This is a genomic window from Gluconobacter oxydans DSM 3504 (genome assembly GCF_000583855.1).
Classification (GTDB): Bacteria; Pseudomonadota; Alphaproteobacteria; order Acetobacterales; family Acetobacteraceae; genus Gluconobacter; species Gluconobacter oxydans.
This window is the reverse complement of sequence record NZ_CP004373.1, coordinates 2841050-2855833: the sequence shown is the minus strand read 5'-3', so window position 1 is coordinate 2855833 and position 14784 is coordinate 2841050. Positions and strand designations below refer to the sequence as shown.

General features: G+C 60.7%; 13 protein-coding genes and 1 pseudogene. 4 read left to right on the top strand and 10 right to left on the bottom strand.

Annotated features, from left to right (window positions below):
• Positions 1-6: 6 nt before the first annotated feature.
• From GLS_RS12740 to GLS_RS12715, 7 genes and pseudogenes are all read right to left on the bottom strand, one after another.
• The gene (locus GLS_RS12740; protein ID WP_041112501.1) at positions 7-414 is read right to left on the bottom strand and encodes an OmpA family protein; all 408 of its coding nucleotides are present in this window, start codon (positions 412-414) and stop codon (positions 7-9) included.
• Positions 415-468: 54 nt separating this feature from the next.
• On the bottom strand, positions 469-2151 hold the full coding sequence (gene cydC / locus GLS_RS12735; protein WP_041112500.1) for a thiol reductant ABC exporter subunit CydC: 1683 nt from the start codon (positions 2149-2151) through the stop codon (positions 469-471).
• The gene (cydD, locus tag GLS_RS12730) at positions 2148-3833 is read right to left on the bottom strand and encodes a thiol reductant ABC exporter subunit CydD (RefSeq protein WP_041112499.1); all 1686 of its coding nucleotides are present in this window, start codon (positions 3831-3833) and stop codon (positions 2148-2150) included. The genes cydC and cydD overlap by 4 nt, the downstream gene beginning before the upstream one ends.
• A gap of 112 nt (positions 3834-3945) precedes the next feature.
• Positions 3946-5820, bottom strand: a complete 1875-nt coding sequence (locus tag GLS_RS12725; RefSeq protein WP_226986591.1) for a sensor histidine kinase — start codon at positions 5818-5820, stop codon at positions 3946-3948.
• Positions 5817-5990, bottom strand: coding sequence for a NepR family anti-sigma factor (locus tag GLS_RS13390; protein WP_158413643.1), 174 nt, complete (start codon positions 5988-5990; stop codon positions 5817-5819). Before GLS_RS13390 ends, GLS_RS12725 begins: the two co-directional genes overlap by 4 nt.
• A gap of 320 nt (positions 5991-6310) precedes the next feature.
• Positions 6311-6766: pseudogene (locus GLS_RS12720) on the bottom strand (sigma-70 family RNA polymerase sigma factor); the annotation flags it as partial.
• A 132-nt stretch (positions 6767-6898) separates the two neighbouring features.
• A complete protein-coding gene (locus GLS_RS12715) occupies positions 6899-7405 on the bottom strand; it encodes a sigma-70 family RNA polymerase sigma factor (protein WP_024717069.1) in 507 nt (168 codons plus the stop codon).
• A 222-nt stretch (positions 7406-7627) separates the two neighbouring features.
• On the opposite strand from GLS_RS12715, the gene GLS_RS12710 reads away from it, so the two are divergent.
• Positions 7628-8368 carry a response regulator gene (locus tag GLS_RS12710; RefSeq protein ID WP_041112497.1) on the top strand — a complete coding sequence of 247 codons (741 nt, stop codon included), beginning with the start codon at positions 7628-7630 and terminating at the stop codon, positions 8366-8368.
• A gap of 61 nt (positions 8369-8429) precedes the next feature.
• Positions 8430-10238, top strand: coding sequence for an ABC-F family ATP-binding cassette domain-containing protein (locus tag GLS_RS12705; RefSeq protein ID WP_041112496.1), 1809 nt, complete (start codon positions 8430-8432; stop codon positions 10236-10238).
• Positions 10239-10253: 15 nt separating this feature from the next.
• Here the strand turns inward: GLS_RS12705 and GLS_RS12700 are convergent, their stop codons facing one another.
• The gene (locus tag GLS_RS12700; RefSeq protein ID WP_041112495.1) at positions 10254-11249 is read right to left on the bottom strand and encodes a Gfo/Idh/MocA family protein; all 996 of its coding nucleotides are present in this window, start codon (positions 11247-11249) and stop codon (positions 10254-10256) included.
• A gap of 159 nt (positions 11250-11408) precedes the next feature.
• Between GLS_RS12700 and secD the strand changes: the two genes are divergently transcribed.
• On the top strand, positions 11409-12950 hold the full coding sequence (gene secD / locus GLS_RS12695; RefSeq protein WP_041112929.1) for a protein translocase subunit SecD: 1542 nt from the start codon (positions 11409-11411) through the stop codon (positions 12948-12950).
• A 5-nt stretch (positions 12951-12955) separates the two neighbouring features.
• On the top strand, positions 12956-13894 hold the full coding sequence (gene secF, locus GLS_RS12690) for a protein translocase subunit SecF (protein WP_041112494.1): 939 nt from the start codon (positions 12956-12958) through the stop codon (positions 13892-13894).
• Between the two features lie 36 nt (positions 13895-13930).
• On the opposite strand, the gene GLS_RS12685 is transcribed toward secF, so the two are convergent.
• Both GLS_RS12685 and mscL read right to left on the bottom strand, forming a co-directional pair.
• On the bottom strand, positions 13931-14323 hold the full coding sequence (locus GLS_RS12685; protein WP_041112493.1) for a hypothetical protein: 393 nt from the start codon (positions 14321-14323) through the stop codon (positions 13931-13933).
• Positions 14323-14781 carry a large conductance mechanosensitive channel protein MscL gene (gene mscL, locus GLS_RS12680; RefSeq protein ID WP_024717071.1) on the bottom strand — a complete coding sequence of 153 codons (459 nt, stop codon included), beginning with the start codon at positions 14779-14781 and terminating at the stop codon, positions 14323-14325. The genes GLS_RS12685 and mscL overlap by 1 nt, the downstream gene beginning before the upstream one ends.
• Positions 14782-14784: the final 3 nt, after the last annotated feature.

The following is a 14784-nucleotide window of genomic DNA, read 5'->3' as shown; positions in this document are numbered from 1 at the left end:
GCCGGATCAGTGACCCGGAACGATGGTGATGGAAACGCGACGCAGGGCGACGTGGGAGTCTTCAAGCTCGCTCGGGACATACGGCGTCATTTCGATCCGTGCACCATTCAGTCCGTCATTGCTGAGCTGCGTTGCTACGGTCTGGGCCCGGCTCGTCGCCAGTTCCTTCAGAACTGCAGCATCACCGTTTGCACCGGCAGAGCCCGAGACGCGGACGACGGAAGCGTGTTCAGCGCGGGCAGCCGTGGCAGCCTTGGTCACGACAGCCTGGGCGACAGGGCTGAGCGTTACGGATTCACGGTCGAAGAAAACGACGTAGCTGTCACGCGACGGCTGCTCGGCGCAGCCTGCCAGCGCAGCTGACAGAACGAAAACCGGGGCCGCGATGCGGACGAAGGAAAGGAAACGTGCCATGGCGTAGCGTCCTGTCAGGATAAAGAGGTGTGAAGCTGGATCGGCGCGGGCCGGTCAGCACGCACTGGAAATAACCTGTCCGTCCTCAAGGCGCCAGATGCGGTCAAGTTTTTCCACACCGGTCAGTCGATGCGCGATCAGCAGGACGGTCCGTTCCTCGGTCGCATTGTTCAGCGTCTCAAGGAAAGCCCGCTCGGTCTCCGCGTCCAGTCCGGTTGCCGGTTCGTCGAGAACAAGAATGGGAGCATCGGACAGCAGAACGCGCGCCAGCGCGATACGGCGTCCCTGCCCGCCCGAAAGTTTCGAGCCGCCTTCCCCGATCCAAGTGTCCAGTCCGTCAGGCAGGTTGCGCACGACGTCTGCAATCCTGGCCTGATCGAGCGCAGCCCACAGTGCCGTATCCGGAATGTCCGTCCGGCCCAGAAGCAGGTTGCCACGCACGGTATCATCAAACAGATGGCTGGCCTGCGACAGCCAGGCGATCTGCGAGCGCAAGTCACTGTCGCGCAGGGTGGTGATGTCTGTGCCACCTAGCAGGATCCGGCCCTGTTCGGGAGATGCGGCTTTGAGGATCAGGGCGGCCAGGCTGGATTTTCCAGCACCGGACGGTCCGATCAGGGCTGCGCGCTCCCCCTGACGAAGGGTCAGGTTCAGGTCACGGAAAATGGGAGCCCGGTCCGGTGTCCAGCGGAACGTCACGTTCTCAAGACGCAGATCGCGACCTGCCGGAAGCGGTGCATTGCCTTCGGGTGCAGGGGGAGCCCGATCGGCAATTTCGACAATCCGCTGTGCCGCGTGGCTGACCTGCCCGCTCAACAGACCCGCCCGTGCCAGACCTGTTACGCCTTCAAGCGCTGTGATGGCCACGAACAGCGCCGTAATACCGGCGATGGCGGGAGCCTGCGGGAAGAGAAGACCTGCAACGGCACACAGGATGACGGCGATTCCGGCCTTGGCGATCAGGCCTGCAAAGCCCTGCATGAGGGCCATGCGCGTCTGCTGGCGGCGCTGGGCCTTGAAAAGGGTTTCCTGACGGTCCGTGACTGCTGCGGCAAGGACGTCTTCCGCCCCAAAGGCCCGGGCTTCGCGCAGACCCGATGTGAGATCGAGTGCCGCGATCCGCAGTTCCGATTCCGCACGCAGGATATCCGGACCAAAGCGACGGGACAGGCGTGCGCCCATCAGGGGCAGAATGAACGCGAGGACGGCAAACAAGGCGCCGGTCAGCAGGCCTGCTTCCGTTCCCGCCCGCATCCAGACAAGCGTGGCGATCGGGAGTGTCAGGAGAGCGGATACCAGCGGGACAAGGATGCGCAGATACAGGTTGTCCAGTGTCTGCACGTCTGAAACCAGACGCGTCAGCAGATCTCCCGAACGCTGGAAACCCAGGCCTGCCGCGGCTCCGCCAGCCAGCTTGCGATAGAACCACACCCGCAGATCCGCCAGCGCGCGGAACATGGCGTCATGCGTATAAAGACGCTCGAAATAACGCAGGACGATCTGCGCCACGCCCGACAGTCGAAGAAGAAGATAGGCGGCCCCTGCTCCGACAGCAGCGCCGGCAATCCGTCCACCGGCCTGCCCCATCAGGGCCAGCCCCGCACAGACAGCCAGTTCGGCGATGACCATACCGGTTATCAGGCGCGTATATTGGGGACGCCAGACCTGAAGGATGCGGGACAGCGCTGTTTCGCTTCCCGTTTCTGCAACCGGATTTGTAGGCAGCGGGGCGCTCATGCGGCTTCTCCCGTAAAGGCAATGGCGCGACCGGCATCAAGCACGAGGTGCCGTCCCTGAAACTGGCGGGCCTGCGCGGAATGACTGCACAGGATGACGGTCCGGCCTTTGGCGAGGTCTTTCAGGCTGACAAGGATTTCAGCCTCGGTCTTCGGGTCCAGATGGGATGTGGGCTCATCCAGCAGCAGAAGCGGCGCGTCCTTCAGATAGGCGCGGGCAATGGCGATACGCTGCGCCTGACCACCGGAGAGGCCAAACCCACCCTCGCCGATCCGCGTTTCCAGTCCGTCCGGGAGCGACGACAGATACTGATCGACAGCCGCTGCGGAGACGGCGCGGTTCAGATCTTCAGCCGAAGCATCGGGCCGCGCGAAAAGGATGTTCTCACGGATGGTTCCGGCGAACAGGACGGGCTTCTGCCCGATCCAGCTGATCAGCGAGGAAATCTGGCGGGGCGAAAGGCTCTGCATGTCCTGGCCCTCGAACAGGATGCGTCCCTGCGAGGGAGAGACGAACCCGAGCAGCAGTTCCAGAAGCGTGGATTTGCCAGCCCCCGATGCGCCTTCGAGGATCAGTGTCGCACCCGCAGGCAGAGCGAAGCTCACGTCATGAATGACCGTGCCGCGCTGCTCATCCCATGCAAACGAGACGTGTTCCGCTGTTACGGAAATGCCGCCTTTAGCCTGTACAACGTCAGGACCCGCTGCCGTCCGCTCGGTCAGCGGTGCCAGTTCATGCATGGCTTCTGCTGCCGCGGTGGCATGGGCGCGGTCCTGATAGGCCGCCGACAGGGCACGGAAGGATGCAAATGCCTCGGGGACCAGCAGGACGGCATAAAGCGCACGCGTCAGGACGGCATCAGAAGGATGGCCCATCAGGGTGTGGGCCTGCGTCACGACGATCAGCACAAGGGCTGCGACCATGGCGACATCCGTGGTCGCCGAGGCCAGAAAGGCAATCCGCAGGACCTTCATGGTACGCTGGCGCAGGTCATCGGCGCTCTTTGCCAGAGCCTGCGTTTCACGATCGGTCCCACCGGATAGGACGATGGTCGCAATGCCCTTCACACGGTCCAGAAAGCGCGTCTGAAGGCGGTTCATGGCCAGGAACTGCTTGCGGGACGCAACGGCCGTGGCAATGCCGAAGACAGCCTGAAAGATGGGAAGCATGGCGCAGCAGGCCGCAAGGATCAGACCCGCCTGATGGTTCTCTACATACAGTGCGATCACGACCAGCCACTGTGACACCAGCCAGAGCGATGCGGCCGGCAGCCAGCGCGCGAAGTAACCGTCCAGCGCTTCGATCCGGTCAACCAGTGTGGCTGCAATGGCGGCGCTGTGATGGCGGCGCAGGAGCGCTGGCCCCTCGCCGATGATCCGGTCCAGCACTTCGCGGCGCAGGCGGCGTCGGGCATGGATCCCGGCTGAAGCGGCGGTCATGTCCTGTATGGTGGACAGGAGCACTCTCAGGACGCAGGCCAGAAGAAAGACGCCGATAACTGGTCCGGTGCTGTCTGTGTCGCGGGTCAGGACGGAAGCGAGCGTTCGAGCCAGCGCCCAGGCCTGCAGGAGCCCCAGCAGGGTCGAGAGCAACCCTAAAACTACTACGACAGAGGTCCGGGAGCGACTGGCGCGTCCCTGTGCCTTTACCCACGCTTTTGCGATTGTCTTGTCGGCCTTCATGACCCCTGCATATAGGTCGCAAAAGCCCGACAAGACAGTGCTTCAGGCAATTCTTGCCGCTTATTTAGGTTTTTTTGTGGATTTGCAGGCGGAACCTGACGCCGCTTTGCCGTTACAGACTCGAGTCTTCTCCGTGACTGATGGCCTTGCGCGCCATCGCCAGCGCCGTCAGGGAGGGGCGTTCGGGAATGAAACGCAGGGTATACCAGGTTCCGTTTTCATTGCTGACCGTCATATCGGCATTGATCTGACGCGCGAACCCGCGGATGAGCTGCATCCCGATTCCTTCCCGACGCGTGCGGGACTCGGTGGCCTGACCGGCATTGATGCCGATTCCATCGTCACCCAGCTTGAGTTCTACCAGACCTTCCTTTTCCGGATCTGTCGGAACAACCTTGTGCAGGTTGATCACGATATGACCCGCCCTGTTCTCCGGGAACGCATATCGCAGGGCATTGCTGACGACTTCGGTCACGATCAGCGCGATCGGGACGGCCTGATCGGGAGAGATCAGGACATGCTCGATATCGAGTTGCAGCCGGATGCGGGTCTGGGCGTTCATGCCGTTCGCGGACAGCAGGATGCTGCAGAGTTCTTCCAGAAAACTCTGGACATCCAGCGCCGAGAGGCCGCTTTCGGAATACAGGTAGCGGTGCAGGGTCGCGAGTGCCCTCACCCGGTCCCGGACGAGACGAAATTCCTCGCGGGCCTCATGGGAGCGGATGCGGCTTGCCTGCAGGTTGAGCAGTGAGGCCACGACCTGCAGGTTGTTCTTTACCCGGTGATGAATTTCCCGGATCAGCATATCCTGATTGCGGGCCGATTGTTCCAGGTCCTGTTCATGCTTGCTGAGACGGCGTGTCGCGCGGAGGAACGCCTTTTCCAGATGCCTGATTTCAAGCGGGATCGAATGGCTGATCCGGGGCGCGAAGGCAGCGCCCTTGCGCCAGTCTGCGACCGCCAGGGCCAGTTTCTCCAGCGGATCGACCAGGAACAGGCGCGCCCCCAAGGCGACGGCCATCAGTTCAAGCACCAGCAGACCCACAATCAGGCTGACCCGGATCAGAAAGATATTGAGGGCGTGGCTTTCTTCGGCCGTGCGCTCCGTTGCGACAATCAGGCTGACCGGACCATAGGCATTCTGAAAAGCGTAGGTGATGCCTTGGCTCGTGAAGACGTCATGCAGACTGAGGGACGCAATGTCTCTCTTCAGGCGCGCAAATGCCCTTCTCGGCAATTCCGCGGTTACCGGCCGATCAGGGAAAAGCGAATAAAGGGTTCCATCCGGCATCGCCAGAAAATGCCGTGAATTGTTATCCGTGCCGAGCAGGAGGCGACTGTCCCCTTTTGGAAGATGGCTGCGCTGCCAGCCCAGGGTCCGGACGGCAATGATGTAACCGGAGACGGAGTTGTTGCTGAGAATGGGGACAACGAATTTCAGGAGCGGACCACGGTCGCCCTTCAGCACATCGACTCCGACAACCGGAGTTCTGACCGTCGGAGAGCTCATCGCAGGCGCGGTGAGTTCGGGAGACGAGCAGATTGCAGCATCCTGCGTTGAAGGCGGCGGCAGAACGACCGATGGCCGGCCCGATACGTCCGTCAGCATCAGCATGCAGTAGTGATGCTGTGAGACGGTCTGGACCAGCGCAAACTCCCTCAGGGCATTTCCTGAAGAAATGTCTCCATCGGCAAGCATGTCCAGCAGCGTGTGGGTCTGGTCGAGATCCGTCGTGATTTCCGAAATGGCAAGCTGCGTGTCGCGTTCGGTGCGCATGGCACTGTTGCCGACATTCTGCTGGTAGCTGTGCCACGCCAGCAGAGAGGCGATGATCGCGAGGGGCAGAGTCGTCGCGACAATCAGGGTCATCACCCGCGCGCCGACGGTGTCAAACATCCGGATGCTGCGCAGGGCGTCACGTCTGTGCCACAGACGACGCCAGCGCCGCGGATTCAGGTCTGGAGAACCAGACCGGCTAACAGTCACTTGTTTCGGTCTTCCTCGATCAATCGGAGAAGTTCATCGGGGATCGGCTCGTTTGCAACATCATCAAAAAGCTGATGCAGGCCCCGGCTCAGCCAGATTCCGAAAGGCGAATCCTGATCCTCGCCAGTGGTTTCCTTGGCTGAGGACTTCCGCTTGTCTCCTGCGGTCATTGGCTGGTCCTGAACCTTCCTGTGACGTCAGAAGATGCAGATCCTGCACCCCTGATACTGACTGTGGCGCGAACTCCGGGTCTCTCCTGAGAAGCCGCTGCGGGATGAACTGCCGATCCAGTCTTACGAAAACAACACGTTTTCTGCAATCACTGCCAATCCGCAATGGATACAAATTCTTTCCATTGCGGATCCTGAGATCATGAAAGCATGAGATCGTCGGAGGACTGACCGGCACGGCGACGGGCATCCATGGCATCGCGCAGAGCCTTGACCTTAATGCGCAGTTTGTCGTTGGCCGGCAGGTCTCCGCTCATCTAGGCTTCGAGCTGACGACGGGCGCGGAAGACACGGCTCTTGGCCGTTCCGACAGCGCAATCCGTGGCTTCAGCCAGCGCTTCGTAGCTCATGCCCTGGATCACGACCATAACGAGAGCTTCGCGCTGATCGGCCGGAAGGCGGGACAGTGCCATCGACAGATCCTTGAGAGCCAGATTGTCCTCATGGGTGGCCGGGCTGGCGAAGGACGATGCGGGTACATCATCGATATCGGTCGTCTCGCGACGCTTGCGAAGGTCGGAAATGAAGCGGTTGCGGAGGATACGATGCATCCAGGCCGAAAAATTCGTTCCCGGGATGAAGCTGTTCTGGGCTGCCAGAGCGTTGCACACGGCGTCCTGTACGAGGTCTTCGGCGGCGGCGCGGTTGCGGGTCAGCGAAAGAGCCTGAACGCGCAGTTTCGGAAGAATGGCAATGACCTGATCGTGGAACGTCATGGAACTGACTCCTGATTTCGTTCTGTTTTCATGGGATCAATGAACGGTCAGGCGAAAATGTTGCATCGGGGCGGAGGAAATTTCCCGAAAAAAGGAAAAGACAGCCTGTGAGGCGCAGAAAACCGGCAAAAATCAGGTGATATTTTTTTCGGAATCCGTTTCCGGAGGTTCGGTATTTTCCGTCGCAAGCTCGGCAAGCTGGGCTCTGGCACGGGAAACACGGGCCCTCATCGTTCCAGCAGGCACATCGCAGACGCGGGCGGCATCTTCATAGGACAGTTCCTGTGCCCCCACGAGAATCAGGGCTTCCCGCAGCAGATCGGGCAGCTTCCACAGCAGTTCGCCCAGATCCTGAACGGCATCGCGGGCATTCTGGCGTGACGGCGCGGCAGTGGAAGGCTGCATGTCCTGCTCGATGTCGAGCATGATCTCCTGCTCGCGGCTGCGGCGGCGCGTCTGCTCGTAGAAGGCATTTCTCTGGATTGTGAACAGCCAGGCTTTGAGGACCGTTCCCTGCTGGAACTGCTCTTGGGAGGCCAAGGCGCGGACAATCGTGTCCTGCACCAGATCATCCGCGGCCGCAGGATCACGAGTCAGAAAACGCGCGAAACCCCGCAGATCCGGAAGGGTCTGGAGCAGGCCGCGGTGAAAGCTGCCTTTCTGGGGAGACGGGTCGCGCTGCTGGCCCGCGGGCAAGGGTGTGCTCAGAAGAAGATCCTTCACGCGACATCGCAGGCGACCGGGGCGGCCACGAAGACTATACGGAGATTGGGCATCGTGTCATGACTATTCAACCTTCATAACGAGATGCATCCCATTCGGGGTGCGTCAGCAGATATCTTTTCAGGAGGCCATGGGCACATGACTGATCTGACACGTCAGGAACTCGTCAAGGCGCTTCCCTATGCCCGCCGCTTTGCCCGTGCCCTGGTTGGTGACCAGAAAACGGGCGATCAGCTTGTGGCCGTGGCCCTGAAGGAGCTGATGGAAAGTCCCGCCAGGAACGATCTCTCCGCACGGCAGGCTTTGTATGGTCTGCTTGTGAGCGCTTTCATGCAGCGCCACGGCAAGGATGCCACCGTGGGCATGCCGCTTCGGCAACGTGCGCTTCTGCTGCTGACTTCTCTGGAAGAGCAGTCCCTTTCGTCCAGTGCGCAGGCGCTGGGCATTACGGATGAAGAGGCGGCGGCCGAACTGAACAAGGCACGCGAAGGCCTTCAGGGCATTGCGCAGACAAGTGTCCTGATCATCGAAGATGAGCCCATCATCGCCATGGACATTCAGGATCTGGTTGAGCGCTGTGGACACAGGATCGCCGGAGTTGCCCACACAGAGGCCGATGCCGTTGCCCTGGCTGCGAAAACGAAGCCCGGACTCATTCTTGCGGACATCAATCTCGGCGGCGGCGGTGACGGCATGCAGGCCGTCGGACGCATCCTTCGGACCCATGAGGCGCCGGTCATTTTCGTAACCGCCTATCCGGAGCGTCTGCTGACGGGTGAGACGCAGGAACCGTCCTTCGTCATCACCAAACCCTTCGAGCCGATGACACTGGCTGTGGCCACCTATCAGGCTGTTACAGGTGGTGTCACGCCCGTCTGAGAGTATGATTCGGTGCAGGGGTGACTTGCGGCGGCCGTCCTGCTGCGACACATAGGGAGCCATGTCGGCACCCATTCTCTCCCTGCAGAACATTACCTACACTCTCGGCGGACGTCCCCTGCTGGATGGCGCAGAACTGGGCGTTTTGCCCGGTGAGCGGATCTGTCTGGTCGGCCGCAACGGTTCCGGAAAATCCACGCTGCTGAAGATCGCCTCGGGCGATATCGTGGCGGATTCCGGAACGCGGTTCGTTCAGCCGGGAATCAAGGTCCATTATCTGGCTCAGGAGCCGGATCTTTCCCGTTACGCCACCACCTTCGATTATGCGTCCGAAGGGCTTGATGAGACCGAGACCTACCGGGCGCGCTCCATGCTGGCAGAACTCGGGATGACGGGTGAGGAAAGCTGCCAGAACCTTTCAGGTGGCGAAGTGCGCCGCTGCGCCCTCGCCCGTGCTCTTGCGGCCGAGCCGGATCTTCTGCTGCTGGATGAACCGACCAACCATCTGGATCTGCCGTCCATCACATGGCTGGAGAAAGAGCTCTCCGCCTGTCGCTGTGCGATGATCGTCATCAGCCATGACCGACGCCTGCTTGAGACTTTGTCCCGGAGCGTTGTCTGGCTGGAAAATGGCGTGACGCGTCGGCTTGATCAGGGATTTGCACGCTATGAGACCTGGCGTGACGAGGTGCTGGAACAGCAGGAGCGTGATGCACACAAGCTGGATCGCCAGATCGCGCGTGAAGAAGACTGGATGATCTACGGCGTCACAGCGCGGCGTAAGCGCAACGTGCGGCGTGTGGGGGAATTGGCGGCACTGCGGGCACAGCGAAAGGAACTTGCTTCACGGGGCAAGGGTACGCTCCGCATGGCAGCCACTGACGCCGAAAGTGCGGGCAAGATCACGATCGCTGCGGAAGGTGTGAACTGGGCCTATGACGATCGCGCCATCGTCCGGGACCTCGATCTACGGATCCTGCGCGGTGACCGGCTCGGCCTGGTGGGTGCCAATGGTGCGGGTAAGACCACACTTCTGCGTCTGCTGACCGGCAAAATGGAGCCGCAGTCCGGGACCGTAAAAATGGGGCCGTCCGTGGCCATGGTTACACTGGACCAGCAGCGGGAAAGTCTCGATCCGGCCAAGACCCTTGCCGAAACCCTGGCGGGAGGCAGCGGGGATATGGTGCAGGTCGGGGACGAGAAACGTCACGTGATCGGCTATATGAAAGACTTCCTGTTCCGCCCGGAACAGGCCCGCACTCCCGTAGGAAAACTTTCGGGCGGCGAGCGCGGACGGCTGGCGCTGGCCTGTGCTCTGGCCAAGCCATCCAGCCTCATGGTGCTGGACGAGCCGACCAACGATCTCGATCTTGAGACGCTGGATCTTCTTCAGGACATGCTGGCCGATTATGCGGGCACGGTTCTGCTGGTCAGCCATGACCGTGATTTCCTCGACCGGGTTGCAAGTTCGGTTCTGGTATCGGATGGCGGCGGAGACTGGATCGAATATGCCGGGGGCTACTCGGACATGTTGATCCAGCGCGGGGATGTACCGGCAGGGCGTGAGACGTCCTCTCCTGAATTGGAAGATATCGCCCCAAAATCTGCTTTGAAAACAGATAAGAAGCCGAAAAAGCTCAGCTATAATGACAAGCGGGCTTTGGATCTTCTTCCGCAGAAGATGGCTGAGCTGGAAAAGAAGATCCAGAGTTATCGGGATGTTCTGGTCGATCCGGGTCTGTATGGCCGGGATGCTGCCAAATTCGAGAAGACGACCCAGCTTCTGGAAGCTGCCGAGCGGGATCTGACCCAGTCGGAAGAGCAATGGCTTGAGCTGGAAATGAAGAAAGAACTTCTTGAAAACCAGTAACTTGAAGGAATTCTCTCAGTTCTGACCTGAGGTGGGGATCAGGCCGGAAAGTTCCATGATCTGTCGTGATTTCCGGATGCTGTCCGTCACGCGGATGGCGGCATCCAGCGCTCTGATCCCGGCCTGCGCATCGACCAGAACCGGTGCGCCGTGAAGGCACGAAGCAGCAAAGGCTTCATGTTCTACGGCCAGATTGTCGTGGTCTTTCCAGCTTATGGCCTCACGCCGGAAGCCTCCCGTGCCAGGAAGTGGCATGCCGCGCTCACGCCCAATGAAGCTCAGCTTGCGCTCCATGAAATCGGCGGAAAGATATCCATCCTGTGAGAAAAGACGCATACGCCGTTCAGTTTTCAGGGAAATCCGGCTGGCGGTGATTGTGGCCACGCAGCCGTTTTCAAACCGTACCCGGGCGTTGGCGATGTCTTCATGCGCGCTTGAAACAGCGGCTCCCAGGGCATCGATTTCTGCAATCGGGCTGTCTACGATTGCCAGAACGAGATCGAGGTCATGGATCATGAGATCCAGAATGACCGATACGTCCGTTCCCCGCGGCTTGTAAGGCGCAATGCGGGTGGCTTCGATGTAAAGGGGGGCCTTGATTCGTTCGGTAATGGCCTGATGTTCCGCCGAGTAGCGCAGCAGATGGCCGACCTGCAGGACCTTGCCGGTCTTCATGGCAAGGTCCGCTAGGGCGTGGGCTTCGTCCAGCGTGGCCGCGATGGGCTTTTCGACCAGAACATGTCGCCCGGCCATCAGGGCCTGGCTTGTCAGGGCAAAGTGATACTCGGCGGGTGCGGCGATGATGACGGCATCCACCTGCTCCAGAAGATTTTCATAGCTTGTGGCAATTCCGCAACGAACTTCCCGTGCCACGACCGCCGCGCGGGCCGGATCGGGATCGTAAAGCGCGACAAGCTGTTCGGCCGGGTTTGCGGCGGACTTGAGGGCATGAAACCGTCCGAAATGGCCGGCCCCGACGATGCCGACCCGAAGCTGTTGCGCTGTATTCATGTTGATACGCTTATCAGGCGTGGTGTTTCCCGGAAAGACAGTGGGGCCTCAAACAGGCAAAAGGTTGCATCGGCATGGCGGAAACGGCATGGTCCCGGCCTGAAAATGATCTGAAAAACGATCTGTCCAAATCCGCCGAGGACGTCTCGACCTGATATGATGTATTACAGCCGGCTCAGACTGCTGGGCGTCGCGGGCATCTGCCTGATTGGCGTGCTCCTGTGTCTGCCCAATTTTCTGCGTTCTCCCTCACCGTCCCTGCCCTGGCGGCAGATCCATCTGGGGCTCGATCTGCGGGGCGGGTCCTACCTGCTCCTTCAACTCGATCTGAAATCCCTTGAGCATGACCGCCTTCAGTCCCTTCAGGATCAGGCGCGCCAGACACTTCTGGACCGGTCTCTGGGCTATCGTGATTTTGCCCGTGACGATGCAGCGGCCAGCCTGAGCTTCATGCCCCGTTCGGATGCCGAACGTGATGCCGCGCTCAAGGCCATGCAGTCCCTACCGCCGGTGGTGCCGAACGAGTTCACGACGTCTGAAAAGGACGGCCGTATCGTCCTGACGCTTCAGCACGATGCAATGCTGGCCCGTGCGCGCGAAGCTGTGGCACAGTCGATCGAGATCGTCCGTCGCCGTATCGACGCAACGGGTGCGATCGATCCGAGCATCGCACGTGAAGGTGACGACCGGATTGTCGTCGAGCTTCCCGGTGTCAGCGATCCGGAGCGGATCAAGAGCCTGCTGGGAACGACAGCGCGTCTGACCTTCCGTCTGCTGGCCCCGAACCCGAGCGTCGCAAGCCCCGGCTCGACAATGCTCGAGGACGAGAGCGTGCATACGCAGGTCGCGGTTCAGGATCATGTCGATGTGGATGGCACGGACCTGACCAATGCGGGTGCCGTGATTGATCAGCAGAGCGGTGGCTGGGCTGTGACGTTCCAGCTCAACAGCGCTGGTGCAACGGCCTTTGCGAACGTCACGCGGGCCAATGTCGGCAAGCGCTTTGCGATCGTGCTGGACAACAAGGTCATCGAGGCTCCGAACATCATCAACCCGATCACGGCTGGAAACGGCCAGATCACGGGTGGTTTCGATGCCCGCAGTGCGTCCGATCTGGCGCTTCTGCTGCGGGCCGGTGCCCTGCCTGCTCCGCTTTCGGTTGTTGAGCAGCGGACGATCGGTCCGAGCCTTGGTGCCGCGTCCATTCATGCGGGTGTCATCAGCCTGCTGACCGGCCTTCTTCTGGTCATTGCATTCATGGTGCTATTTTACGGCCGGTTCGGCCTGTATGCGGATATCGCCCTGTTTGCGAACCTGATCTTGATGGTGGCGATCCTCTCGCTATTCCAGGCGACGCTGACCCTGCCGGGCATGGCGGGTATGCTGCTGACCCTGGGTATGGCTGTCGATGCCAACATCCTGATCAACGAGCGTATCCGTGAGGAAGTAAAGCGTGGTCGTGGTCCGCTTCAGGCCCTGCAGGCCGGCTTCGATCGCGCGACCGGTACCATCATCGACAGTAACGCCACGGCGTTCCTGGCGCATGTCATGCTGTTCGTGTTCGGAACGGGTCCTGTCCGCAACTTCGCCCTGACGATCACCATCGGTATCGTCACGACCCTCTTCACGACCCTCCTGCTGTCACGCCTTCTGGTCGTGCGGTGGTACGCCCTCGCCCGTCCCAAAGAACTTCCGGTCTGATCGTCATGCTGTCACGTCCCCTTTTCCGTTTTGTCCGTGACGATCGGCGCATCAACTTCATGCGCGGCCGTCACATGGGGCTGATCGTTTCGGCGGTCCTCTCCATTGCTTCCGTTATCCTGTTCTTCCAGCCCGGCCTGAAGCTCGGGCTGGATTTCCGCGGTGGCATCATCGTTGAAGCCCAGACCCCCGGCCCTGCCGATTTCGGCAAGCTGCGCGCGGCTCTGGATCATGCCGGGATTCATCCCGATGCCGTGCAGGCCTTCGGGTCGCCGCGGGATGTCCGCATCTCGATCAATGCTCCGGAAGGTGCGGATCGCGAGGCACAGACCCAGAAGCTGGTCGATGGCGTCAAGAGCGCCATTTCGGTTGCCGAACCCGGCACCCAGGTCCTTCGGGCCGATGCCGTGGGTGCCTCGGTCTCGTCCGAACTGTTCCGCGATGGTCTGCTGGCGCTTGGATTCAGCCTTGCGATGATCCTGATCTATATCTGGGTCCGCTTTGAACGCGAGTTTGCCATCAGTGCGGTGGTGACGCTCATTCTTGATCTGACGAAGACGGTCGGCTTTCTGGCCATCACGCGCTTCGAGTTCGATCTTGTGATGGTCGCAGCCCTGCTCACGATCTTGGGCTATTCCACCAACGACAAGGTGGTGGTCTATGACCGGATCCGCGAGAACCTGCGGAAGTATCGCACGATGCCGCTGCGGGAACTGCTGGATCTATCCATCAACGAGACCCTGAACCGCACACTCGGCACGTCCATGACGGTCTTTCTGGCGGCTCTGCCACTGGCCCTGTTCGGGGGCAGCACGCTGACCGGATTTGCGACGGTCATGCTGTTCGGCATCGTGGTTGGAACGTCCTCATCCATTTTCATCGCAGCACCCCTTCTGCTTCTTATGGGCGAGAAGCGGCTGCGCAAGGAGGCTGCGGCAGACTGATCGGGTCTGCCACAGACACAAAAAAACCGGCGTCCCTCAGGGGAGCCGGTTTTTTTGTGTCTGCTCTGATGGATTGGCGGGTGTGGGCGGTGTTTTCTGAGGCAGGTCCGCCAGAAGGCTGGAAAGTGCCTGGTCAGCCTGTCGATTGGCTGAAGAGCTTTGCAGCTTCAGGGCATTTACCGTTGCCTGCTGGGCCGCCCTGTCCAGCGCCACCAGCTGGGACAGTCCTTCAGGGCCGATCTGTCCTGTCATGACCGCGCCCCGGGCCATGCCATGGGCGATCAGATAGGCATAAAGCCGCGAATTGGGAGATGGCGGCAGCCCTGTCATTGCAGGGCGTGCCGCGCATCCGGCCAGAAAGCTTCCCATCACAAACAGTGTGACGGCAGGGCGCCAGACTGCGCGACGGGAGGCTTTCGTTTCTGTCATCAGGAGTTTTTCTGCGCCAGAAGGTCGCGGATTTCCGTGAGGAGAACCTCTTCCTTCGTCGGGGCCGGCGGGGCGGCAGGAGCAGCTTCCTGCTTGCGGCTCAGCTTGCTGAGGATGCGCGTCAGCCAGAAGATGAAGAAGGCAATGATCAGGAACTGGATCACGGCGTTGAGGAAGACGCCGATATTGACGGTTACCGCTCCGGCCTTCTGGGCTTCGGCAAGCGTATCCTTGACCGGGCCCTTGAGCGTGATGAACAGGTTCGAGAAATCCACACCGCCCGTGATCAGGCCGATGAACGGGGTCAGGATGTCCTTGACGGCGCTGCCGACGATCGCGCTGAATGCAGCACCGATCACGACACCGACTGCGAGGTCGAGCACGTTGCCGCGCATGATGAACTTCTGGAAATCGCTGACCCAGCCCGGGGTGTGCAGGGTGTGCTTGGTTTCGCTCATATC